Consider the following 26,041-nt stretch of genomic DNA (forward strand, 5'->3'; position numbering starts at 1 on the left):
GCCACCCTTTTTAAGGGCTACCTTCTTTTTTTCTGCCAATATTTTAAGGATAATATTATGAGTAATAAAAATAATCACCCTGAGAGTCCTGTTGTTGAAAGCACTGTCGTAAAGTCTACCGATAACAAATCAAGCAGTACTAAATCAGATAGTGCTAAGCCAGAGAGCAATAAGAAAGAAGCGACGGCTAAGAAAACCAGCAGCACCGACACTAAAGCAAGTGCCGCTAAAGACACTACCAGCAAAAAAGCCGCTGATGATAAAGTCGATACTCCTGCTGCCAAAAAGACCGCTACCTCTGCTAAAAAATCAAGTTCTACGAAGCTTGCTTCTGGTCTAAACCGCGTCGCAATTTTAGGTGGCAACCGTATCCCATTTGCACGCTCAAACGGCTCATATGCAGACGTCAGCAACACAGATATGTTAACCGCTGCATTGAATGGCTTGGTTGAGCGCTTTAATTTGCAAGACGAAAAAATCGGTGAAGTCGTCGCTGGTGCCGTTATGAAACTAAGCCGTGATATCAACCTAACTCGTGAAGCCACACTGAACACCGATCTGAACCCACATACCCCAACTTATGACATCTCACAAGCTTGCGGTACTGGCTTGCAAGCGACCTTTGCTTCTGCTAACAAAATCGCCCTTGGTCTTATCGATTCAGCCATTACTGGTGGCGTAGATACTACATCTGATGCCCCTATCGCAGTTGGCGATGGCCTACGTAAAGTCCTTATCAAATTGGGTGCTGCTAAAGACAACAAACAACGTCTAAAAGCATTAATGGGCTTAAATCCAAAAGACTTACTCGATGCGCCAAAAAATGGTGAGCCACGTACTGGTTTATCGATGGGTGATCATCAAGCCATCACTGCACTTGAATGGAATATCAGCCGTGAAGCACAAGATGAGCTTGCTTTTAATAGCCATCAAAACCTAGCGCGCGCTTATGATGAAGGTTTCTTTGATGACCTAATCACTCCATATAAAGGTCTAACGCGCGACAATAACTTGCGTCCGGATACCACTTTAGAAAAACTGGGTAAACTAAAGCCAGTATTTGGCAGAAAGAATGCTAACCCGACGATGACGGCTGCTAACTCTACGCCGCTAACTGATGGTGCTTCTTGTGTACTACTGGGTACGGATGAATGGGCAAAAGAGCATGGTCTGAAGCCATTGGCTTATATCGTCCATCAAGAAACAGCTGCTGTGGATTTCATCGGCAAATCTGGCACAACAGAAGGTTTATTAATGGCACCTGCATATGCCGTACCGCGTATGCTTGAGCGTGCTGGTCTAACGTTGCAAGATTTTGATTTTTACGAAATTCATGAAGCTTTTGCTTCACAAGTATTATCAACATTAACTGCTTGGGAAGATGAAAAGTTCTGTGAAGAGCGTCTAGGTCTTGACGCGCCACTAGGCTCTATCGACCGTAGCAAACTCAATGTGAATGGTTCATCACTTGCGGCAGGGCATCCTTTCGCTGCCACTGGTGGTCGTATCTTAGCAACGGCTGCGAAACTGCTGGATCAAAAAGGCTCAGGACGTGTGCTTATCTCTATCTGCGCCGCGGGTGGTCAAGGTGTGACTTGCATCCTAGAGAAGTAAATTTCTAGCTGAGGTAACTTGGCAATAAATAGTTTAGAGTTTTAAAACACCCTTTAATCAATGGATTAGAGGGTGTTTTTTTATGCCTATCTTCTATCCATTAAGAATTGTAAATTCGGTCAGAAACCGTCAGGCAACACAATAATGAAACGTAGCCAACGCATAGCACTGCTAGCAGATATGATAAAGTAAGAATAATCAATAATAACCATGACATCATTTATCTGGAGCTTGATATGAGCAAAATACCCTCAGCGATTGAACCCAATTCATTGACCGCGCAAGAGCGTAATGAGCTCACCTCATCTGAGCAGGCCAATTTTATTGGTCGCATGGATAAGGAAGTCTTTGATGATGAGCTGCGCCGTAAGATGCATCAAGACTTGATTGATACCTATGACGAAGAGCTTGAGAACGAAATCGATGATTACATGCGAGACTTTCGGTTTGATGGTCGGGAAATGAGCGAGCAAGAAAGACTCGATCGCCGTATGTATTTTCAAGAGTTAGTGCGACTACAGCGAGAACTTATCAAGTTACAAGATTGGGTGGTGGCTCGTGGTGAGCGTATTGTGGTGATATTTGAGGGTCGTGATTCTGCAGGTAAAGGTGGTGCTATCAAACGTATCACTCAGCGATTAAACCCGCGCGTTTGTAGAGTCGCTGCCCTGCCTGCACCAACGGAACGTGAGCAATCACAATGGTATTTTCAGCGTTATGTGGCGCACTTGCCAGCCGCTGGTGAGATTGTACTTTTTGATCGTAGTTGGTATAACCGTGTGGGTGTCGAGCGCGTCATGGGGTTTTGTACAGATGCGCAGTATGAAGAGTTTTTTCAGTCGGTGCCCGAATTTGAGCGCATGCTAGTACGCTCTGGTATTCGCTTGGTCAAATACTGGTTTTCGATTACTGATGATGAGCAGCATTCACGCTTTATGAGCCGCATTCATGATCCTCTTAAACAGTGGAAGCTTTCAGCAATGGATTTACAGTCACGGCGGCGTTGGGAGGACTATACCAAGGCAAAAGAGACCATGTTTGAGCGTACTCATATCCCTGAAGCGCCGTGGTGGGTGGTCGAAGGTAATAATAAGAAGCGCGCGAGGCTAAATTGTGTTGCGCATCTACTGGAGCAAATTCCTTACAAAGAAGTGCCGCGCGATGAGGTAGAGCTACCCGAGCGCAAGCGCGATGATGAATACTACCGTGAGCCGATTCCAGACGATATGTATGTACCACCGCGTTACTAAAACACACTCCTGCTTTGCTTAGCCTCATCTAACCCAGTCATATTTTACTTAAAAAAACACCACCTTATACATATATAAGGTGGTGTTTTTTATCTTACTATCTATCTTGAAACCCATCGTTATTTCAGTAGATAAGCGCACGAATAGACAGACACGCTACATGGTATAAGTAGACTGCAAACTGTCTATTTTACCAGCCAATAAGCGCTCGACTTCATTTTTGATTCTTTGCCCTGCGATATCAGTGCCAATCTGCACCGCAAAACCTGCAGGACGACCGCTTTGAACTTTAGAACTAATCCATACCACCTTACCATTCATCGGTAAGCGCTCGCTAGAGTTGGGTAAAGTCACCGCAATAAACACCTCATCGCCCAGCTTTTGCACGCGATCAGAGGAAATAAACAAGGCACCATTATTTACAAAAGATAAATAGCTGGCGTATAACGTTTCGATATCTTCCATATGGCAGGTTAGAATCCCGCCACGCCCTGGCATTGCCATAGTCAGCTTCCTTTATAAATGAGTTTTGATGTATTTTATAAATGATAAATCATAGCTAGACCAACGCATTAATAGATCACCAAATAATAATGAACATCTTAATCTTGGTCTTAATCTTCTTAGTCCTGCTGCACTTAATTTCTACAGTGGATTGACTATAGATAGGCCAATTCTTGCATTAGCTTATCATAGGCGAATTTTTCTTGCACATTTTGTTGTAGGGCAATTTTGGTCTGCTGTAGGCTAGCCGCAAAGCCTTCTAAACCACTGTCAGTAGGCTGATAAGTGTCTAATGCTACTGAGAGACTGATGTCTTTTTGCAGCTCGCTCAGCCCCAAGCAAACACGGCGCATATCAAGCAGCATCAGCTCAGACAGCTGGATAAACTCTATGATACTAAGCTGGGTTTGCCAATAATCGCTGGCTGCTATGCTACTTCGTTTGCCACTACGTAACGCTTGCCACGTCGTCAGCCACAATGCACGCTTACTATACCAAGGTGCCTGCGCCAGCGCTATCGCCGCTAAAGGCGCACCATTTGCCAGTTGGATAAGTTGCTCAATTGCCGCTGTACCGACCGCTTCACGATTGACCGTAGATCCAAGCGCCTGCGTCACATATTCAACGGCAGTAGCAGGCTCAATGGTCTGAAGTGGCAGCTGTTGAACCCGACTTTTAATGGTCGGTAAAAGCTGCGCTGGCGTATCGCTGAGTAAAAATAAATGAACTTGTGCTTGCGGCTCTTCCAAAGTCTTAAGCAGCGCGTTGGCAGCAGCAACCGTCATTTTTTCGGCATGATCTAGCACGCAGATGCGCATCCCTTGCCCACCTTGGTAAATAAAAGGCTGCAATGCACGAATATCATCAACTTTTATTTTAAGAGCACTATTGCTAGCGGCTTTGGCAGATTTTTTGTCTTTAGCACTACTACTGGCAGCTTCTTTATTACTTGTATTTTCCACACTGACCGGCATACTGACGATAGGAAGCACTTGTAAGCTTGGATGCGTACCGGATCTGAGCCACTGGCAGCTCTCACACTCGGCGCAAGCACCAAATGGATGAGTATCACGCTGACGACACAACAACCAAGCGACCAAACGCCATACAAAAGCACGCTTGCCCATACCTTGCATCCCTGCTGCGAGCATTGCATGAGGCAAAGACTGTTGCGACGTTGACACCCGCTTGGTCAACTGCGACCACAGAGTTTTCTGCCACGGCAGTAACGGTGCAAAATAAATGCCATCTGACGTATCTAATGCACCTGTACTTTCTGTGAGGTCACTCATAAATTTTGCTCTATAGCTTTGCTTGATGACTGTACTTGACGACTATTATGCTTGATAAATGTGCCTGATAAATTAGTAGGTAGTGCGATTAGGTAGTGTAATAGTGTCACTTAGCAGGAAGTTTGTTTTTACTTAGGCTATTTAGAGAGAGGGTTTTGAAAATCCGCCAAGCTCATGCTATTTAAACGATCCAAATCTTCTTGAGTATCGACACCTGCTGGTAGCTGGCAAGCGGCTGTGGCAATAGCAATATGACCACCATTCTCTAAAACACGTAATTGCTCTAAGCTTTCAAGTATTTCAAGCGGCGTTTGCGGCCAATGCACAAACTGCTGCAATAGGCTGACGCGATAAGCATATAACCCTAAATGACGATAAGCATTTTTGGGCGGCTGCTTATTGCTCTCATTAGCCAATACGACATCTCGATCGCAAGGAATCGGTGCTCGGCTGAAATATAGCGCCCGTTGCAAATCATTAGCGTGCTGACTGACAACCTTTACCACTGATGGACGCATAAAAGTCTCGTGGTCATCAATAGGCTCACACAAGGTAGCCATCACGCTGTCATTGTCTGCTACCAAAAGTGCCTTTACCTGCTCTAATAATAGCGGCGGTACCAACGGTTCATCACCTTGCATATTGACCACAATATCATGCTCAGCCCAGCCTTTAATGGCAGCGACTTCAGCCAAACGGTCAGTCCCTGAAGCGTGCTCTGCGCTGGTCATCACCACATCAAAACCTGCATCCATACACACTTTTGCAATACGCTCATCATCGGTCGCAATACACATATCATCAGCGAAGTGTGCTGCCTGCGCCTTTTCGGCGACCCAAAGAATCATTGGCTTGCCATGAATATTTAACAAAGGCTTACCGGGTAATCGCGTACTCTTAAAGCGAGCAGGAACGACAATATGCGTTTTGGCGGGCGTAATGATGGGCGACATAGTTTATTCCTACAAAATCATTTAAATTCTAAGATTTACAGCTTTTCACTATTAGACATATCAATATTTAAAACGGTTAATTGCTGCTGTAAATTGTCATAACAACTATCCGATAACACCGCTGTTACTGGCAATATCCAGAGTCTACTTACAAGCTCTTTATGGTCATTGCTCAACGTTTGCGCCGCAGTTGCTTTTAATAGCAAAGCTCTTATTTTTACTGCATCTTTAGTGGTTATCACGACGGGGTATTCGCGATATTGCAACAATTCAGCCAAGCTAAACTCATAGTGGTCGGGATAAGGGTGACCTATAACCTCAAAACCAAGCGAGTGTAAAGTATCAAAAAACCGCTGCGGATAGCCAATACCGCTCACCGCATGGACTCTACTGCCCTTTTTAGGCGCATCAATATGAGCGTCAGCCAATACAGGTTGCCATAATAATTTCATGTCGTCCGCTTGCAGGTGCATGGACAGATGATCAGCTTGTGACTGCTGCTTGGTGTTTTTATTATGAGGCGCTGCACTGTTATTTGGCCCTTCATGATAAATAACCGTAGCACCTTCTAACCGTGACATTGGCTCACGTAAAAATCCAGTTGGGAGTAATTGCTTATTACCAAAGCCCCGTGCTGAATCGACCACAATCCATTCAATGTCACGTTGTAGGGCATAGTGCTGTAAGCCATCATCAGCAATAATGAATTGTAATTTAGGATGGGCATTCAATAAAGTAGTAATCGCTTGCTTACGATTGGGGCATACCGCCATGGGCGCATCTGTCATATTGACAATCAAACAAGGCTCATCCCCTACCACATTGGGTAAACTGGCGGCATCGACCAAAGCTGGCATTTGACTACTATCGCCACCGTAACCGCGACTGATAACACCTACTTTTACACCTTGATTTTGTAGGTAATCAACCAAGGCAATAATTAATGGCGTCTTGCCACTGCCACCCACGCTGATATTACCAATCACCATCACAGGAACTGGGGCGCGGTAACTGGATAGTAAGCCCATCTTATAAGCTTGACGACGCAGCATGGTAATGAGCCCATACAACCAGCTAATCGGCAATAATAGCCACAACCAAGCGGCTTGACGTTGCCAAGCACGCGTCACTGTCGTCTCAATGCTCATTCGTATTGGTCACTTTTTTATTAGCCTAGTGCTCGTTCACACTTTATCGTTCAAACCTTAGTAAAATCGTTCATAATCTTACTCAAAATCGCGCTCATACATTTGCGCGTAGTGACCTTGCATCTGCATCAACTCGTCATGCGTCCCTAGCTCAACGATCTGACCGCCATCTAGTACAGCGATACGATCGGCTGACTCAATCGTGGTTAATCGATGTGCAATAACCAGTGTAGTACGATCTTTCATTACGTTATCAAGCGCTTGCTGAATGTAATATTCTGACTCATTATCAAGCGCACTGGTCGCCTCATCTAAGATTAGAATCGGGGCGTCTTTTAATAAGGCGCGAGCAATCGATAAGCGTTGACGTTGACCACCAGACAGTTGCAAGCCTTCAGCACCGACCTCACTTTGATAACCGTTTGGCATCTTCATAATAAAATCATGAGCAAAGGCATCTTTTGCGGCACGTTCCACTTCAGCTTGGGTCTTATGAGCTAAGCTGCCATAAGCAATATTGTTGAAAACTGTGGTATTAAACAGGACTACTTGCTGATTCACCATGGCAATTTGGGCGCGCAAACTCTCTAACTTAATACTTTCAATAGGCATACCATCTAACGTAATCTGCCCTGAAGAGGCTTCTAGAGTGCGCGTCAATAAATTAACTAACGATGACTTACCTGCACCGCTTCGTCCCACGAGTGCAACCGTCTCACCTGCTTTTATATTCAATGTAAAGTCATGCAGGGCGACCGTCGAATCAGGATAAATCAAACTGATATTCTCTAACGACATCTCACCTGACAGTGCTTTGTTTATTGTACCTGTGTCTTCTTCTTCTGGCTCATCAAGTAGCGCAAAAATAGACTCACCAGCGGCAATGCCTTTTTGCAATTTTTGATTGATATCGGTGAGCGACCTGACTGGCTTGCTCAGCAAACCTGCTGCTGCAATGTATGAGATAAACTCACCAGCTGAAATATTATCTATTACTGCAGGTCTCAATGCGAGCCACACCACAACTGACATCGCCATCGCCATCAATAGCTGTACCGCAGGCGTATTGATGCTATTGGTAACGACAACTTTCATGCCCTGGCGCAAGTTCTTTTTTGATGTTTTATCAAAGCGTTCAGCTTCGTACGCTTGCCCGCCGTAGTTTTTTACGACTTGATAGCCACCGATGACTTCATTGGTGATATGGCTGACGTTGCCCATCGTCTTTTGAATGCCTTTAGAGAGCTTGAGATAACGCTTGGATGCGATGCGAATGAGCCATAGTATGGGCGGTAGTACGACAAATAAAATCAAGGTCAAACGCCAATTGCTATACAGCAAAAAACCTATCAATGCCACGACAGTCAAACCATCACGCAGCAACGTCTTCATCGAGTCTGTACTCGCGGCGGTGACTTGTTCAACATCAAATATCAATTTCGATGAAATAGTCCCAGCGGGATTTGCCAAATAAAATGAGCTTGGCAAACGCAGCAGTTTATTGAACACCTCTACTCGCAACTCATAGACCAAGTTGCGCGAGACCAAAGCAGAGTAGTAATTACCCAAAAAGCTACCCACACCGCGTACAAAGAACAGTCCGATGATCAGTAGGGGAAATAAGGCTTTCTTGCTTTGATCATTTTGGTTGATCGCATCAGTGATATATTGTAGTAACTTAGCAATCCAAATCTCTGTCCCCGCATTAATCGCAAAGCCCACGACCGTCAATAGCAGTGCCCACCAATATGGCTTTAGGTAGCTAAGTAGACGCAGTAATGTTTTATGCTTAGGCGGACTTTCTGAAGACACTGATACTTTCTTAATAGAAGTTTTTGCAGAGTCCGGTTGATAAGCTTGGCTCATAAAAGCCTCAATTTGAGTGTCATGACATGAATGGACTGTGCTAGTAGCACAGTTTTATAGTGGTATTGATGTGATAATACAGCGCTTAAGCGTTTAAATAGTACAATTAAAAATCCCAGCACAAATAGGATAAAAATATTATTGTGGTAAAGGCTGACCAAGTGGTACAACAGTACTAATATTTAGGTTCAAAAACCCCAGTTTGCCAGCGATATCCATGACTCTTACCACCGATTGATGGGTAGCGTTGGCATCTGCTGCAATAACGAATAGCATATCACGATTACTGCCCGCCTCTTGCTGTAACATACTGGTCAACTCAGCCTCATTACTACTGGCAAGCGTAATGCCATTGACTAAATAACTACCATCTTCTTGCACGGCGACTTCAATGCTGTTTTTCTGTTCGGTCAGTGCCACGCCTTCCGCTTCAGGAAGGATAATATTTAAGCGACTAAAATGATTAAACGACGTTGCCAGCAGCAAGAATACAATTAAAAATAATAGACAATCGATCATTGGCGTTAAATTGATTTCAAGCGGCTCGACGGTTGGTTTTCTAAAGCGCATATCACCCTCTTTAAATGCTTAATACTCAGTTTTTCGATAAATGACTATTCATATCATGATGCGTAGTACCAATGAAATTATTCATACTACGACGTCATTGCAATACCATTATCTGAGCTTAAAACACTGGTTGAATGCTCATTACCTACAGTCTCATCCGATGATGCACGATGCGCTGAGGTCTTTGAACTAGGGTTGTAAGTATTTTCAAACAGTTGATAATCATACAGCTCTTGAATCATTAGTCCTGCTTGGGTCTCAAACTGGGCATTGATATCAATGATACGGCGCTGAAAATAGCGATAGGCAACCAGTGCTGGGATAGCCACAATCATACCAGCAGCCGTCGTAATCAAGGCTTGTGACACGCCAGCAGCAAGCATCGTTGGATCTTGCATCGCGCCATCAGTAATCGCTAAGAACGACGAGATAATCCCCAGTACCGTCCCTAATAGTCCGAGCAACGGTGCAATCGCACCTATAGTACCGAGCATATTGATGTTTTTTTCTAATTGATGCACTTGCACACTTGCACGGTTTTGCATATGCATCGTCATTGACTCTAATCCATACTGACGATAAAGCAGCCCTGTCGCTAAAATATCACCAAGAGCGGTTTTTTCTTTGACATTCATCAACTGGGTACGCCCGATATCGCCATTTTCACGTAAACGGGTAATCAGCTGTTCGCGTAATCTACTCGGGGCAACTTTATTAAATTGCAAGGTATGGCTACGCTCAATAATGATAACCAACGCCAATATTGAACACACCACAATCGGTGTCATCAGCCATCCACCCGCCTTTACCAACTCCCACATACTGACTCTCTTTTATATTTTTAAAAAATATGTTTTATAAAGATGGTTTGAACCGTTGTTATAACCTGACGGAAACTATCAAACCTGTGCTTCTATATGTTTAATCAAAGCGGCTAGCTGGTCTTGGCTGTGGAAGAATATCTCGACACTGCCCTGCCCGTCTTTTTTATGCTTAAGCTTAACTTCAGCACCAAGCATATCGGTCAGTCTTTGCGTTAGACGTTCAGCGTCACGAGACTGTGATTTTTCCGTACGGTTGGTTTTGGGGGCGGGCTGCAAAATTGACTTGACCAGCTTTTCAGCTTCTCGCACCGTCATGCCGCCATCAATGATTTTTTGCGCAATGATAGGCTGTTGCTCAGAGGACAATGCCAAAAGCGTACGCGCATGCCCCATATCTAGGGCGCTGTTTGCTAAATGGTCTTTTACTGTGTCATGTAACTGGTTCAAACGTAGTAGGTTCGATACGGTCGTACGCGCCTTGCCAACAACTTCAGCAATCATCGCATGACTCATACCAAACTCTGTATGAAAACGCTGTAATGCGGCGGCTTGGTCAATCACTGACAGGTCTTCACGCTGGATATTTTCAATCAATGCCAGTGCAATAGCCAGCTCATCTGACAATGCACGCTCAATCGCCGGTATCACGGCTTTACCTGCCATTTTCGCCGCACGCCAGCGGCGCTCACCAGCGATGATTTCGTGGGTAACGAATGCTTCGCTTTTGTCTTCGTTAGCCAGTAATGGACGAATAACGATGGGCTGCATCACGCCATGCTGTTCAATAGAGGACGCCAATTCCATCAGCGCAGTTTCACTCATGTCACGGCGCGGCTGGTATTTACCCGCTTGTAAACGCGTGACGTCAATTTGTACCAAGCTAATTTGGTCTTCTGTTCCATTATTATCTGTACCAGCAGTACGGGACTTATTGACAGACGTTTTACTAGCCATCCGCGGTGACCGCGCTGTACGATTACGGTTAGTCGTGCCAGATCCTGTGGTATTTGCCATCGGTTTTTCATTGGCTTTTGTGCCTACAGTTTTGGCAGGCACACTGGTGTTGAGCATATCAGTATTTGATGTTTCAGCTGGCAAAGTGTTGTCACGCGCAGCCATATCGTCTTGCAAGGCAGAGGCGGTAATTTGCTTTTCTTTTTTGATTGACCCTAACAAGGCGTCCAAGCCTCGATTAGCAGCCAACCCTCTTTTCTTCGCCATGATTACCTATCCTCTAACGCTAAAATAAAAGCCAAATAATTGTGAATGCGGCTTACTCATTACTATAGCCTGCCCATTATAAAATCATTACGTTGTCAACCTCGCTGACCATACTAATGTATCGCTAGCACTCGGTTTGCTTGTATTGATATTATTTTAGATTGACTATAATAAATACGATGTTTAATACTATTTTTCTGTTTGGTCATTTTCCATTATGACCAGTTTTTGCGCTTAGACACAAAAAACTAGCGGCTTTTTGATCACTGTTTCATCACTTCAGCAGCCAGTTTTTGATAAGCGCGTGCCCCTTTTGACCAGCGCTCGTAGGCGATAACTGGCAGGCCGTGCGCTGGCGCTTCTGCCAAACGGATATTTCTTGGAATGTGCGTTTTGTACATGATATCGCCAAAGTGCGCCTCTAATTCAGCAGAGACATCGCGAGCCAGTGTGTTACGTGAATCAAATAATGTTCTGACGACGCCGCGAATATAAAGCTTCGGATTGAGCTCAGTCAAACGCTCAATCGTTTGCGATAAGTCCGCTAGGCCTTCTAGTGCGTAATACTCACACTGCATAGGAATAATCACCCCATCAGTGGCGACCAAGGCATTAATCGTTAGCAAGTTCAAACTAGGGGCACAGTCTATAATGACATAGTCGTATGGGGGTTTATTCGTAGCGACTTGATCATTGACCAACGCTGCCATCGCTGTCTTAAAGAGCTCATGACTGTTGGTTTTACTCATCAAGGTGATATCCATACCAGCTAAATCACGATTGGCACCGATCACATCAAACCCTGCTGGACTGGCAACAATGGTATCAGACAACGAGACGCCATCCAGCAACACATCAGCGATGGTCAACTCTAATGCGTTTTTGTCCACACCAGTACCACTGGTCGCATTGCCTTGTGGGTCTAGGTCAATCAGCAGTACGTGCTTGCGCTTAGCAGCCAAGCTGGCGGTCAAATTTACCGCCGTCGTGGTTTTACCCACGCCGCCTTTTTGATTCGCAATTGCTATGATTTCCATACACTCACTCAATTTAATTAGGGTCTTTACTTACTGTATTTTACCGACTGTCTGCACTGTGTATCTGTGACCGCCAACTACTGATTGCCTGTTATTAATAGTCATTTTAGCAATCGCAATCTTTGGCGTTAAGCTTCTTATCACTATAATACAAATGATACTTACAATATAAATAACTCGCTTTGCATCCAGATTTTTTAGATATTATGCTATTTAAATACCAAGGTAAACGATGTTTCACGACTACAAGGTGCTCATAGCTTAGACATTTTTAGCAGACATTTCAATTAAATGCCGACTGTCATGCAGACGTGGCACTTTAAGCTTAATCGTCTTAATATGCCAGTCGTTATCTAGCGCTTGTAGCTCTTCATCACTTGGCGCTTTACCCTTCATCGCACATAAATAACCATTATCCGCCAGTCTTGGCTGCGCGACTTCGACAAAATCTATGAGGCTGGCAAATGCTCTAGAAGTAACCACGTCATAGCTGGTCTCATGCGCTTCAATACGAGAGGCAATAGGCTGCATATTGCTCAAGCCAAGCTCGCTACTGATTTGCTTAATAAAGCGAATCTTTTTTTGATTGCTATCAAGCGCCGTACACTGCCGCTCAGGCTGACAAATCGCAATAATAACGGCGGGCAAGCCAGCCCCTGTGCCGATATCCAGCAGCGAGCCTGACGGTAAATGCGTTATAATAGACAAACAATCAATCACATGCTTGATCAAAGCTTCTTCTGGATCGGTGATGGCGGTCAGATTATACGCTTTATTCCACAATAAAAGCTGGTCTAAGTACAATAATAACGTGCGCTGCTGCGTCTCACTTAAGGGTAGACTTAGCTCGTTTATCGCTTGTGCCAATATATTGGCCAACGCTGGCAATTGCGTACCAAGCTTAACAAAGCCCGTAGGATCAATAGAAATATTTCCCGTACGAGCAGACGATGACGTGGTTTTAGCGGAAGCTGACATACAACGAGTTATCCAGTTTTGACATGTGAACCGACTATTTTATCATGCAGCCTGCCTATTGAATAGTTGCAGATTGCGCCAATGTGAGACATCTTATACTATCTGCGCTGCTATTGAGGCGTTATTCTGCTTTGATAGCATTAAACTGACCATCCATCTGCTGCTTTTTTATTCATTATTTTCAGTGACGCATCCAATTATGATACAAAACTGCGTTTAATGACTTATTTAAAACACCGCTATATCTTGTAAGATGTCTTTAATTAATAATAAAAAATTAAGCATAAAGACATTGTGTAAAAAATAACCACTCTACCCTCTAAAAACAATCCACTTTTTTAAGACGACACACCATACGCCTATGACCGAACAAAAACATGCCCCCACGTCTAAAATATCAAATGACGCTAATAAAAAAGACACGACTAATATGGTAACACCTATTGCTGAATTGACTGACGCGCCGAAAGACGGCAAGCAAGCAACACTGGATACGCCGCACCCACTCTTTACTGAGGTTAAGCAGCGCTGCCTTGTCAGCGCTGAGCAACTAAAGCGGTATAGCGAACCAAATGAGCTGCCGACGGACACACGCACGGCACCAGATTTGGACGTTGGCTTTGGTCAGCAGCGCGCGCTAAAAGCACTGCAGACGGCTTTAGATATCAAAGCCAGTGGCTATCATGTGTTTGCGGCTGGTGAAAATGGTTTGGGCAAGCGTACCATCATTAGTCGTTTGCTAACGCGTATAGCCGCTGATGCACCCACGCCTGACGACTGGGTCTATGTGCATAATTTTACCGATCCACGCACCCCACTAGCCTTGCGCCTACCTGCTGGTCAAGCCTCACTGTTGCAGCAGCAAGTCAATCACTTATGGCAGCAAGCAAAAAAGCGACTGAGCCAACGCTTCCGTAGCGACCAGTATCAAAGCAAAATCGAGGCCATCAAAAACGACACGCATCAAAAAGAAAGTCAGGCCTATGAAGTGCTCAATGCGGAAGGTAAGCAATACGACTTGGCGTTGACGTTTCGCTCCTTTGATAACAAGGCAGTGTTTGTCCATCCAAGCAAATTGGCAGCAGAAACCGATCAAACCACGACTGAAAGTAATAATACTGATAATAAAGATGACAAAACGTCTATTAACAGTCAAAACCCATCAGTAATAGGAGAAAGTAAGAAAGCCACCACTTCTAGCAACGATGCTGCTGACGATAACGAATATGGCAATAGTGAATACGAAGCTGAGCTAAGTAACTTTGTGCAAAAGAACCATATGCAAAAACGCCTAAGTCAGCTGACCATCGCCCTAGAACAGTTAGAGGACGAAGCCAATGACGCTATAGAAGCACTGCATCGCAATATTGCACGTCGTGCCCTACAGCCTTTGTTTACCCCTATTTATGAGCAGTTTTCCAGTCATCCGCTAATCGTTGATTATCTCAAAGCCGTATTTGCCGACATGGTTACGCATGTCGAGCGCATCGTCAATGGCGATGATGAAGAGTTTGTGACCGCAGTTCTGGCGACGACTCCAAGCCGCTATGCGGTCAATGTCATTGTCAGTCACACGCCAGACAGCGGCGCCCCTGTTGTCTTTGAAGATTTGCCGACGCATCTGAACTTATTGGGTCATGTTGAGCAAATCACCCAATTAGGCACGGTGACCACCGATGTCAGTATGATTCGAGCCGGTGCGTTACATCGTGCCAATGGTGGTTATCTACTGTTAGAAGCCAGTCATTTACTTGAGCATCCTTATGCATGGCAGGGTCTTAAGCGCGCACTACAATCGCGCAAAATCAAACTCTCGAGCCTTGAGCAAATGCTGACCTTAACAGGCAGTTTATCACTAGCGCCTGCACCCATTGACCTTGATATTAAGGTGATTTTGCTTGGCGAAGCAGATCTGTATTATGAGCTGTTAGAGCTTGAGCCTGAGTTTGATGCGGTGTTTAAAGTACGCGCTGATTTCCATGATGATGTGGTTCGCAGCAGTGAACATGAATTGGCACTCGTCGCAAAAATGGCCGACATCATTGATTATGCCAACCTCTACCCGTTTGATCGTAGTGCACAAGCCGCCCTACTAGAGCATTTAAGCTTACAAGCTGAAGACCAAGATCGACTAAGTTTGCACAGTGATTTATTGATTAAGCTGTTGCATGAGTCTAACCGTCATGCGCGTTTAGGCGGACAGGAAGTGGTCAGTGCAAAGCATGTGGTCCAAGCCATCGAAGATATGGACGAGCGCTCAGGATATTTGCGTGACCTCTATTGGGATGAGCTCAAAAACGGTCAGCAGCTTATCCAAACCACAGGCAGTGCCGTTGGACAAGTAAACGCCCTCACCGTGGTCAGCTATGCCGATAGTGAGTTTGGCATGCCAGCCCGCCTGACTGCGGTCATTCAACCAAATATCGGTACGGGTGAGATTCTCGATATCGAGCGCGACGTAGACTTGGGTGGTAGCTTGCACGCTAAGGGTATGCTGATTATGACCAGCTATTTGCGCGCATTATTTAGCCAACATCATGCGCTCAACTTCAGTGCTTCGCTCGCTTTTGAGCAAAGCTACGCCCATATCGATGGCGATAGTGCCACCGTCAGCGAAGGCTGTGCGCTATTGTCCGCTTTAGCAAACGTGCCGATTGATCAGTCATTCGCCATTACCGGCTCTATGAACCAGCTGGGCGAAGTGCAAGCGGTCGGTGGTATCAACTCCAAAATCGCCGGATTCTTTGATGCATGCCGTGAGCAAGAGCTAACGGGTCAACAGGGCGTGGTCATTCCAATGGCCAATGTTAAGCAGCTTATGCTACGCGACGATATCATTGCTGCTGTCAAAGCGGGCGAATTTCATATTTATGGTGTTCATACCCTAAGTGAAGCATTGACACTGATGACTGGCTTACCTATCGATACCATGAATAAAAAAGGTCGTTATCGTAAAGAGACATTATTTGGCAAAGTCTTAAGCCGTTTGATGCTATGGGATGAGAACCAAGATAACAACGACGATGATATTGATGATAAGAAATCCAAAAAGAAAGATAAAAAAAAGCAGAAAGCAAAACGTCAAAAAAAACAAGATAAGAGAAAAAAAGAGAAACGTAAAGACAAGAAAGAGGACAATGAAATCGCGATGAATGACGATCAAGGTGTTAACCAAAGCATCAATCAAGGCATCGATTAAGAGGTCAATAATAATGATACTAAAATGTCCATCAATACCGTACAAGCTGATTGATAGAAAAAGTTAGCCATTTAAAACCACTTAACGACTCAATAGGCTAAATGATGAGACGCCCTAGACGCTACGATACTTTTCTGCGATGATAAACGGCTAGTGACTCGATAAAGATATCTAAAAACCGATTCGTGACTTCATAAAGGTTATCGCTTAATGACTGTACATTCTACTGACGCCGGCCTTCTCCAAGATCAAACAGACTCTATTGAGACTGCCAATACCGTAGCGGCTACGGACAATAATGTTTCAGGAAATAGCAGTGATAATCGCCACGGTGCAGCGACAACTGCACGCCAATGGCAAGTGCTATCACAGCTACAGCGCAATCGTTGGGTGGGCACAACCCACATCTACGAGCAGCTGATGATGGCGGGCTTTGACATCAGCCTACGCACTGTTCAGCGCGACTTAAATGCGCTCGCCAAACGCTTTCCCATTGAAAAAAACAATGCCAATCCGCAAGGCTGGCGTTGGTGCGATGATGCCCCACTACAAAGCTTACCGCATATGAATTTGTCGCAAGCGGTTGCCTTTAATATGGTTGAAGCCAACCTAACCCAGCTATTACCGCCTGTTATTTTAGATGAATTATTTCCGTGGTTTGACCTAGCACGGCGGCAGCTAAAAAACAGTAAAGTCACTCATTCATGGATAGACAGAGTGCGCATCGAGCCTGCCACCCAGCCACTAATCGCGCCACATATTGACTTGGATAGCAAAGACAATATCTACCATGCGCTCTTTTATCAATTACAAATCAAAGCCTGTTATACCCGTAGCAATAAATCGCAAGCCGGTGAATACATCCTAAATCCCATCGCTATCATTCAACGCGGCGTCATCATCTACTTACTGGCAACTCGCACGGATGATCCAGAGACTGTCATTCGCACCTTTGCCTTGCATCGATTTGCCAGCGTCGATATTCTTGAGAGTTCGGCGAAAACGCCCGACGAATTCCAACTAGACACCTATCTAGATGCTGGTGGCATGGGCTTTAGCCATCCATTATTTCGTGAGCTAGCCGATCATGGCAAAAATACGCCTATTGAGCTACAATTCACCAAACAAGCAGGCAAGAGCCTCACTGAAAGCAAGCTTAGCGATGATCAAACGGTCACGTTAAATGACGGTGACACGCTGACCGTTCAAGCAACAGTGAATTTGACCTCGCAGCTGGTCTGGTGGTTGCGCGGTTTTGGCAGCGGTCTCTTAAATGCCAAGCCTGAGCTGCTGCATCAAGCCGTCTTGGATAAAACCGTCTTGGATGAAACACTGAATAATCAATCGTGATGATTGAGTACAATGCTTAACTCAAACGATATGCAATTAAAATAAAGTCACTTAAAACATCAAAAGTAACAAGGAATACTATGTCGACCACTTCCCCGTCACCATTACTATCGGACAGCTTAAAAGGATTAGGGTTGGATGCGGGAACGTTATTTTTTGCGCTCAATTACGAGTTTACCAAGACTGAACCAAAAGGTATGCTAAAGCGTTTTAAAAAAAATGAAGGCGCGATTGATATTGATTTAGCTTGTGTACTATACGACGAGCATTGCACTATTAGCGACATTGTCTGGTTCAAGAAGCTGCGTGATAAAGCTGAATCAGTAAAACATCAAGGTGACAGTCTCAATGGAAAAGATCGCGGCGATCAAGCCATGTATTTGGCACCCCTTGACCAAGAACAAATCAGACTCTATTTGGATAAGATTCCAGCACATATCACCCATATTGCTATGATTGCCAACTCTTACCATGGTCATCCGTTTTCGAGAGTCAAAAAAGGCGAAATTCATCTGAGCGATGACGAGGGCAATCATTGTTTTGAAGTCAATCTAAAACAATTGCCCCGTGATTGCACCACACTTTGGGTGGCACATTTGCGCCGAGAAGTAGATGATTGGCATCTCACGCTGCAAAATTTACCGCTTCCAGCCGAAGATTTGGCCATTGCAGCGCAGCAAGTCGCCCATGAATTGGCACGCGCACTCCCTATTCCGCAAGGGATTTAATGTCAGCAACTTAGCAATCTATCCCTACAAAAAAAAGGGTGCGACGTATTAATAACGTCGCACCCTTTTTGTAAACTCTAATTTTTGCAAATTCCAAATGTAGTCAAAATATCCTAAAAACGCGAAGGTATCGCTGCGAGCATTACTTACAATGCCTCACCGCAATGTGGACAGAAATTCTTTTGTCTTGTCTCTACCTCTCTTTCTCGACGTTCAAGCTCTTGCTCTCGCAATACCTGTAATACGATGTTTTGTGCCTGTTCCTTATCTAGCCCAAGCTCACGGCGTATTTTTTCTACCATCATCTGATTCTGTACCAAATCAAAATCACTATCGACCAGCTGTTCACGAAAGTGCTGCTCTAGTTCTTCACGGCGTTGGTTTAGCTCGTTTGCCAAACCCGTGGCGAGAATACCTGCAGGCAAGGCTGCTAGACCCACACCCAGTATCGTAATGATTGCACCCAATATTTTACCAGCGTTGGTAATGGGTATCACATCACCATAACCCACTGTCGTCAGTGTCACCACAGCCCACCACATCGCTTTGGGTATAGATTCAAACTCTTCTGGTTGTGCATGGTTTTCTACCAGATAAATACCACTAGAGGCGGTCACAATCATGATAATTAGAATGAAGATAACGGCTTGAAATGAGCCTTTTTCTTTACTGATTACCACCAATAAAATACGCATCGACGCAAAATAGCGCGTCAATTTAAGAATACGGAAAAGCCGCAAAATACGTAAGAAGCGTAAATCAATCGTGACAAAGAAGTTCAAGAATGCAGGCACAATGGCGACCAAATCAATCAATGCAGAAGGGCTTTTTAACCACTGCCAACGTTGACGCCAAGTCGTATTGTCCGGCTTCGCTTCGGCGACGCTCCATAAGCGTAGCAAGTATTCGATAGAGAACACCACAATAGAGAAGTTTTCAAACCACGTAAAATAATTTTGGTAAGGGTAATACCACCGATCGACAGACTCCGCAATCACAGCTGCTACGTTAGTCATGATTAGAAATATCAGAAAATAATCGACATAGCGGCTAAAGAGCGTATCATGCTCATCATTTTGCAAAATGTTATAAACGAAAATACGCAAGCGCCGTATATGTTGGAATTGCATGCGGTCCCTATACGGTGTAACACCGATCTTGTGATAATGAAGTAAAAGTATTAAAGCCTGACTGTCGCGCTCAACAACAGTATAAAGAGCACTCTATATCAGTAACCAATCTTTTACTTATCCTGATTTTCAAGCATTTATTACCGTATGTTGGATAGAAGCTCTTATAAAGAGACTTTTATTAACAGCCTTCTAAGCCAGTAATGGTGAAAACAGCCTACTTATTAACACGAAAGGTTTCACTATAAATCATAATTATGCAAAATTTAGATAATAAAGGTAGACACAAGCCAGCAACACAAGTCCTGTTATAAGAAAGGTGTACTGTAAAAATCGCTCGTCGGCACGTAATTGCCGACTGAGATTTTGAGCAGGTAGTAGAAACAAACCACATTCTGGGCAATAAGTATCCACTTGATTTAACAGGATCATCGAACGTGCTTTCTGACAACGCAATGGCGAATTACTACAGTAACCCAGCATAATATACCTTTACCTTGTTATTTATTATTAGTTATTAATTTGGCGCGGTTTATGTCCTGAACATAAACCTGACTACTAACTTACAACAATGAGAACTGTTTAACAAATATGTTTTTACGGACATTAAGTTTCTGTTCTACATTGTCATTCCCTTAAAAATAGTAAGGTTTTTCAATTAAAACCTTACTAACAAAATGGTTTTAGTGTTAAAATAGCGTAACAATGTTACAGAGCAATCAACAGAGCCAACATTGTATATCAGTATTTAATGTCATCCCTCATTAAGTGCTTATCGATAATCTATTTTTGCACCAAGGAACCAAACGATGAAACTACAATCCCTAGTTTTAGTGGCTGCCGCATTTACCATGACGACTGCTTTTGCCGTACCTGCGGGTACATGGTCTGTGGCTGCTGGCGCTCATATGGTCAACCCTAAAAGTGATAACGGCACACTTGCAGATGGCACACTTTCCGTAGAAGTTGATGATGATATCCGTCCGACTATCAGCGGTGAGTACTTTTTTGCTGACAACGTCGGTGTCGAACTGCTAGCGGCGATTCCGTTCCATCACGACATCACTCTAACCGATGCCGATGGTAATAAAATTGATGCAAAAACTCAGCATCTCCCACCTACGCTATCTCTACAGTATCACTTCGATGGCTATGACCTACCAATGAACGTCAAACCATTTGTTGGTGTGGGGATCAATTATACAACTTTCTTTAAAGAAAGAATCTATCTTGGTAATGGCAACGACTTAGAGCTTGATGATAGCGTCGGCGTAGCCGGTCATGTCGGTCTTGACATACCTTTTGCCCCGACTGAAGCCTTCCGTATCGATGCACGCTATATGGATATCAAGACAGATGCTAGCCTAAATGGCAATGACATTGGCGAAGTCGATATCAGCCCTTGGGTATACGGCGTAGCATTCGTTAAACAGTTCTAATCTACAGTCAAAATATCCTAGAACCGCGACGCTATTGCTGATATCAATTTTTTGTAGCCTCTGTCTGCGCAGGCGCAGCAAGCAAGAAAAACTGATATCAGCAGTCCTAATATTTGAATATTCAACAGACCCTAGTCAAAATACCACCAAAAAAAGCCAGCTTAATCGCTGGTTTTTTTATGCCTAAAATTTAAGCACAAAAAAAGACCATCCTAAGACAGTCTCATGATTGCAAATATTTTTAGTACAAGCGATTCTTACAGCAAAATACGGCGCGGATCAGCCAGTAACGTGGCGATATAGCGGGTAAACACTGCCGCATCTGCCCCATTAATCACACGGTGATCATAAGACAGTGACAACGGCAACATCAAACGCGGCTCAAAGCTTTGGGTTTTAGCATCCCAACGTGGCTGCATACTTGCCTCAGACACACCTAAAATACCCACTTGTGGCCAGTTGACCAATGGTGTAAAGGCAGTGCCTCCTAGATTACCTTGGCTTGATATCGTAAAGCTCGCGCCTTGCAAATCTTTGGTCGTGAGTTTTTTATCACGTGCTTTGACTGCTAGCTCGCCAATCTCAATGGCGATTTGCTTCAGACCTTTGTCTTGCACGTTCTTGATGACAGGGACGATAAGGCCATCATCAGTTGCCACTGCGATACCCATATTAACGCTCTTACGCAAGATAACTTGAGTATTATCGTCGCTTAAGTGACCGTTAAAACGTGGATGCTGGGTCAAGGCGTAGGCCGTTGCTTTAACCACAAAGGCCAAAATAGTGAAACCAATACCTTCCGCTTTCATGCCACCTTTTAGCTCACCGCGTAGCTTTTCTGTCTCAGTAATATCGGACAGATCAAACTGTGTGACTTGTGGCAGTAAGGTATTATAGTTAAGCTGCGGTATAGAGACTTTCTGCAGACGGCTAAGGTCTTGTGTGTCTGTCTCACCCCAAATCTCAGTATTGCTCATATCTGGCAGTTTTGGCAGTCCTGAACTGATAGTACCACTACTTGCAGGTGCTGCTTTCTGTGTGGTCAAACTTTCTTTGACGTGAGCAAACAAGTCTTCTTTTAAGATACGTTCATTCACTGCAGAACCCGTCACTTGGCTAATATCGACACCCAGCTGCCGTGCCAGCTTACGCACTGCGGGACCGGCATAAACATCGACCAACTTCTCATTCACCTGAGTTTCTGTCAACTTGCTATCTGTTTTGCTAGCGGCTGTATCAGTCTTGGCAGGTTTGGCTGCTTGCTTCGGCTCACCAGTCGTTTTTGGCTGAGCAGCGCTATCGTCTTTATCAGCACTATTTTTGCTAACGCTGTCTTTACTAGCATGGTCGTCTGACTTGGCTGGCGCTGAATCTTGTGACTCAGAAGTATCTGCATCGCTGACAATAATGATAAAGTCCTGACCATTGGCAACCATATCACCGGCTTCGACCAATATTTTCTCAACCTTACCAGCGACTGGTGCAGGCACTTCAACCGACGCCTTATCAGATTCGATTAATAGGATTGATTGCTCAGCACTGACGATATCACCAACACTGACCATAATCTCAGAGACTTGCGCCTCATCGACACCTAGATCAGGTAATGCATGAGTCGTGGCTTTGCCAGCGTTAGACGCAGGCTTTGCACTAGACTCCGTTGCCGCAGGTTTGGCTTCAGCGACAGATTCTATCTCTGGTGCAACATTAGTATCTTTTTCGTCATCAGCTTTTTGATCGGCATCAGATGCCCTATCGCTACTCTCTTCTGCGCTGTCCGCTTCACTTTCAAGCTCAATCAGTACCATACCTTCACTGACTTGATCACCAACCGCAACGCTGATTTTGGTCACTTTACCAGCAGCAGAGCTAGGCACTTCGACCGAGGCTTTGTCAGATTCTAATAAAATGATGTTGTCGTCTTTTTCGATGACGTCGCCAACTTCTACCATAATTTCGCTAACTTCGGCGCTATCAACACCCAAATCGGGGGCTTTAATGTCCATGATTTATCTCCTTGTCTTATGGTTATTATTCTTTGACATCGCCGTCATTGAGTAAAGTCGAATCTGCTTGATCTTCAGAACGACCCTCATTACTGATTTCGTCATCGTCTTCAGCAACGAACTCAGGCACAGGATTTGGATTTACGTTACCTGGTGCTGGCGCATCTGGAGAATGATCCGAATAAGACTGCTGTTGCCATGCAGGTGGCTGATCGACATCGATACCTAAGCTTGAAATCGCATCTTTTACCAGACGCATCTCAACTTCACCTTCATCTGCCAGACGCTTAAGCGTGGCAACGACGATGTGAGCAGCATCAACATTGAAGAAACTGCGTAGGTTTTCACGAGTGTCAGAACGGCCATAGCCATCAGTACCCAGCGTCGTATAAGGACGATTGTCTGGTAACCAAGCACGAATCTGCTCTGAATAGTTACGCATATAGTCAGTTGCAGCAACTACGATACCTTCGTGCGGTGCCAATTGCTCAGTGACCCAAGGCACTTTTTCTTCATCCATTGGATGCAGGCGATTGTAATCATCACACTCCATACCATCACGCGTCAACTCGTTAAAGCTGGTTACACTCCAGACGTTAGAGGTAATATTAAACTCATCTTTTAGAATCTGTGCCGCTTTTTGTACTTCACGCAAAATCACGCCTGAACCCAATAGTTGTACTTGTGCTGAGCCATTGTCTTCAAGCAAATACATACCGCGCTTGATACCTTCCTCACTACCTTCTGGCATGGCAGGTTGCTCGTAGTTTTCATTCATTAGCGTTAGGTAGTAATAAACGCGCTCGCCTTCACCATACATACGGCGCAGGCCATCATGCATCACAACTGCTAGCTCATAACCAAAGCAAGGATCATAGCTGACGCAGTTTGGTACTACGTTGAACAATATCTGCGAATGTCCATCTTGATGCTGCAAACCTTCGCCATTAAGCGTGGTACGACCAGCGGTAGCACCCAACAAGAAACCTTGCGCTTGACAATCACCTGCCGCCCAAGCCAAATCGCCCACACGTTGGAAACCAAACATTGAGTAGTAGATATACATAGGAATCATCGGCAACGCGTTCACAGAGTAACTGGTCGCGAGCGCAATCCACGTACTCATTGCGCCTGCTTCGTTGATACCCTCTTCTAACATGTGACCATCGATAGCTTCTTTATAGCCCATCAATGCTTCGCTATCTTCTGGCGTATATTTTTGACCAACTGCTGAGTAAATACCCAATTGACGGAACATACCTTCTAAACCAAAAGTACGCGCTTCATCTGGTACGATTGGTACCACACGATCTTGAATGTCTTTGTTTTTTAGCATAGCTGACAACAGGCGTACGAATACCATCGTCGTCGACTGCTCTTTGCCATTGCTGCCTTTTAATACACGGTCAAATATAGACAATTCAGGAATATTCAATGGAATATGTCCACTGCGGCGGTTTGGTAAATGACCACCCAAGGCTTCACGACGACCTTTGAGATATTTCATCTCTGCCGACCCTTCTTCAGGACGGTAAAACGGTAGAGTCTCTAGCTGCTCATCGGTAAATGGCAAGTCAAAACGATCACGGAAATAGACCAGTGCGTCTTGATCAAGCTTTTTCACCTGATGCGATTTATTGACCGCTTGTGTTTGAGCAGATAAGCCGTAACCTTTGACGGTTTTGACCAAAATAACCGTTGGCTGACCTTTGGTTTTCATGGCTTCACTAAAGGCTGCATATACCTTCACTGGATCATGACCACCACGGTTTAAGCGTGCGATATCATCATCCGTCAAGGCATCTGCCATCTCTTCTAGCTCTGGGTATTTACCAAAGAATTCTTTACGAGTAAACTCAGCTGTACGGGCCTCATATAACTGATATTCACCATCGACCACTTCTTCCATACGATGTTTTAGCACACCCGTTTTGTCATTGGCCAGTAGACTGTCCCAGTTACCACCCCAAATAACTTTAATCACGCGCCAACCTGCGCCGCGGAATACAGACTCTAGCTCTTGAATGATTTTACCGTTACCACGGACTGGACCATCCAGACGCTGCAAGTTACAGTTGACCACCCATATCAGGTTATCCAGCTTCTCGCGACCCGCGAGAGAAATCGCACCCAAGCTCTCTGGCTCATCCGTTTCGCCATCACCCAAGAACGTCCAAATTTTACGACCTTCTTTTTCGAGCAAGCCACGGTTTTCCATATAACGATGCACGTGAGCATGATAGATCGACATGATAGGACCTAAGCCCATCGAAACCGTTGGGAACTGCCAGTAGTCCGGCATTAGATAAGGATGCGGATAGCTTGATAAGCCTTTACCACCGACTTCACGGCGGAAATTATCGAGCTGATCTTCCGTCAAACGACCTTCTAAAAATGAACGAGCATAGATACCAGGCGCTGAGTGACCTTGGTAGTAGATCATATCACCACCAAAGTGATCACTTGCCGCACGGAAAAAGTGGTTAAAGCCAGTTTCATATAGCGTGGCACTAGACGCGAATGTCGCTAAGTGACCACCTAAGTCATCATCGTTCTTATTGGCTCGCATGACCATTGCTAAAGCGTTATAGCGAATCAAGGCACGAATTTTACGCTCCATACCCAAATCACCTGGGTACATTGGCTCATCTTCGACCGCAATACTATTAACATAGGCAGTATCTAGTCTATTGAATGGCAATCCCTCTTGTACCGCCATGTTGTATAAGGCTTTTAGCAAAAATTGCGCGCGATCCTTGTCCGCATGTTTGATGACAGACTCAAAGGCGTCCAGCCATTCTTGGGTTTCGGTGCTATCAGCATCCTTATAATAACTCATCTTTACTCATCCTTTTTTATCAGTCAGCCCTGTACTATGACAGGGTATTGTTAAATCAACGTGTTATTTAATATAGTAATGTGCTAACGCTTT

At 44.6% G+C, this 26,041-nt stretch carries 19 protein-coding genes; 6 read left to right on the forward strand and 13 right to left on the reverse strand.

What is annotated here, in order from left to right; genetic code table 11:
• Positions 1-57 precede the first annotated feature (57 nt).
• The gene (locus tag JMY08_RS06895; RefSeq protein ID WP_201592520.1) at positions 58-1,614 is read left to right on the forward strand and encodes an acetyl-CoA C-acetyltransferase; all 1,557 of its coding nucleotides are present in this window, start codon (positions 58-60) and stop codon (positions 1,612-1,614) included.
• 236 nt (positions 1,615-1,850) lie between these two features.
• Positions 1,851-2,864, forward strand: a complete 1,014-nt coding sequence (gene ppk2, locus JMY08_RS06900; RefSeq protein WP_228293107.1) for a polyphosphate kinase 2 — start codon at positions 1,851-1,853, stop codon at positions 2,862-2,864.
• Positions 2,865-3,020: 156 nt separating this feature from the next.
• On the opposite strand, the gene JMY08_RS06905 is transcribed toward ppk2, so the two are convergent.
• From JMY08_RS06905 to rsmG, 10 genes are all read right to left on the reverse strand, one after another.
• Positions 3,021-3,368 (reverse strand): PilZ domain-containing protein, encoded by a 348-nt coding sequence (locus JMY08_RS06905; protein WP_189581546.1) that lies wholly within the window; start codon positions 3,366-3,368, stop codon positions 3,021-3,023.
• A gap of 155 nt (positions 3,369-3,523) precedes the next feature.
• On the reverse strand, positions 3,524-4,660 hold the full coding sequence (locus tag JMY08_RS06910) for a DNA polymerase III subunit delta' (protein WP_189581543.1): 1,137 nt from the start codon (positions 4,658-4,660) through the stop codon (positions 3,524-3,526).
• A 137-nt stretch (positions 4,661-4,797) separates the two neighbouring features.
• A complete protein-coding gene (kdsB, locus tag JMY08_RS06915; protein WP_189581540.1) occupies positions 4,798-5,613 on the reverse strand; it encodes a 3-deoxy-manno-octulosonate cytidylyltransferase in 816 nt (271 codons plus the stop codon).
• A 35-nt stretch (positions 5,614-5,648) separates the two neighbouring features.
• Complete coding sequence (lpxK, locus tag JMY08_RS06920) at positions 5,649-6,761, reverse strand: tetraacyldisaccharide 4'-kinase (protein ID WP_201592521.1); 1,113 nt, start codon at positions 6,759-6,761, stop codon at positions 5,649-5,651.
• A gap of 78 nt (positions 6,762-6,839) precedes the next feature.
• Positions 6,840-8,627 carry a lipid A export permease/ATP-binding protein MsbA gene (gene msbA / locus JMY08_RS06925; RefSeq protein WP_201592523.1) on the reverse strand — a complete coding sequence of 596 codons (1,788 nt, stop codon included), beginning with the start codon at positions 8,625-8,627 and terminating at the stop codon, positions 6,840-6,842.
• Positions 8,628-8,765: 138 nt separating this feature from the next.
• The gene (locus JMY08_RS06930; protein WP_010198193.1) at positions 8,766-9,197 is read right to left on the reverse strand and encodes an ExbD/TolR family protein; all 432 of its coding nucleotides are present in this window, start codon (positions 9,195-9,197) and stop codon (positions 8,766-8,768) included.
• Between the two features lie 86 nt (positions 9,198-9,283).
• Complete coding sequence (locus tag JMY08_RS06935; RefSeq protein ID WP_010198190.1) at positions 9,284-10,018, reverse strand: MotA/TolQ/ExbB proton channel family protein; 735 nt, start codon at positions 10,016-10,018, stop codon at positions 9,284-9,286.
• Positions 10,019-10,096: 78 nt separating this feature from the next.
• Positions 10,097-11,242 carry a ParB/RepB/Spo0J family partition protein gene (locus JMY08_RS06940; protein WP_201592526.1) on the reverse strand — a complete coding sequence of 382 codons (1,146 nt, stop codon included), beginning with the start codon at positions 11,240-11,242 and terminating at the stop codon, positions 10,097-10,099.
• Between the two features lie 263 nt (positions 11,243-11,505).
• Positions 11,506-12,279 carry a ParA family protein gene (locus tag JMY08_RS06945; protein ID WP_189581528.1) on the reverse strand — a complete coding sequence of 258 codons (774 nt, stop codon included), beginning with the start codon at positions 12,277-12,279 and terminating at the stop codon, positions 11,506-11,508.
• Positions 12,280-12,540: 261 nt separating this feature from the next.
• Positions 12,541-13,257 carry a 16S rRNA (guanine(527)-N(7))-methyltransferase RsmG gene (gene rsmG / locus JMY08_RS06950; protein ID WP_201592527.1) on the reverse strand — a complete coding sequence of 239 codons (717 nt, stop codon included), beginning with the start codon at positions 13,255-13,257 and terminating at the stop codon, positions 12,541-12,543.
• Between the two features lie 430 nt (positions 13,258-13,687).
• Between rsmG and JMY08_RS06955 the strand changes: the two genes are divergently transcribed.
• The 3 genes from JMY08_RS06955 (at position 13,688) to JMY08_RS06965 (ending at position 18,534) form a co-directional block, all read left to right on the forward strand.
• Positions 13,688-16,456, forward strand: coding sequence for an AAA family ATPase (locus JMY08_RS06955; RefSeq protein WP_413786691.1), 2,769 nt, complete (start codon positions 13,688-13,690; stop codon positions 16,454-16,456).
• Between the two features lie 210 nt (positions 16,457-16,666).
• Positions 16,667-17,806 (forward strand): helix-turn-helix transcriptional regulator, encoded by a 1,140-nt coding sequence (locus JMY08_RS06960; protein WP_201592529.1) that lies wholly within the window; start codon positions 16,667-16,669, stop codon positions 17,804-17,806.
• 80 nt (positions 17,807-17,886) lie between these two features.
• Positions 17,887-18,534: a TerD family protein gene (locus tag JMY08_RS06965; protein ID WP_010198180.1), complete on the forward strand. Its 648-nt coding sequence runs from the start codon at positions 17,887-17,889 to the stop codon at positions 18,532-18,534.
• Positions 18,535-18,680: 146 nt separating this feature from the next.
• On the opposite strand, the gene JMY08_RS06970 is transcribed toward JMY08_RS06965, so the two are convergent.
• Positions 18,681-19,664, reverse strand: a complete 984-nt coding sequence (locus JMY08_RS06970) for an ion transporter (RefSeq protein WP_189581520.1) — start codon at positions 19,662-19,664, stop codon at positions 18,681-18,683.
• Between the two features lie 809 nt (positions 19,665-20,473).
• Here JMY08_RS06970 and JMY08_RS06975 point away from each other — a divergent pair.
• Positions 20,474-21,103 (forward strand): OmpW/AlkL family protein, encoded by a 630-nt coding sequence (locus tag JMY08_RS06975; protein WP_010198177.1) that lies wholly within the window; start codon positions 20,474-20,476, stop codon positions 21,101-21,103.
• A 257-nt stretch (positions 21,104-21,360) separates the two neighbouring features.
• On the opposite strand, the gene JMY08_RS06980 is transcribed toward JMY08_RS06975, so the two are convergent.
• Together JMY08_RS06980 and aceE are read right to left on the reverse strand one after the other, a co-directional pair.
• A complete protein-coding gene (locus JMY08_RS06980) occupies positions 21,361-23,109 on the reverse strand; it encodes a 2-oxo acid dehydrogenase subunit E2 (RefSeq protein WP_201592530.1) in 1,749 nt (582 codons plus the stop codon).
• Between the two features lie 25 nt (positions 23,110-23,134).
• Positions 23,135-25,948, reverse strand: coding sequence for a pyruvate dehydrogenase (acetyl-transferring), homodimeric type (aceE, locus tag JMY08_RS06985; RefSeq protein WP_010198169.1), 2,814 nt, complete (start codon positions 25,946-25,948; stop codon positions 23,135-23,137).
• Between the last annotated feature and the right edge of the window lie 93 nt (positions 25,949-26,041).

This window comes from Psychrobacter sp. Pi2-51 (assembly GCF_904846665.1).
GTDB lineage: Bacteria > Pseudomonadota > Gammaproteobacteria > Pseudomonadales > Moraxellaceae > Psychrobacter > Psychrobacter glaciei.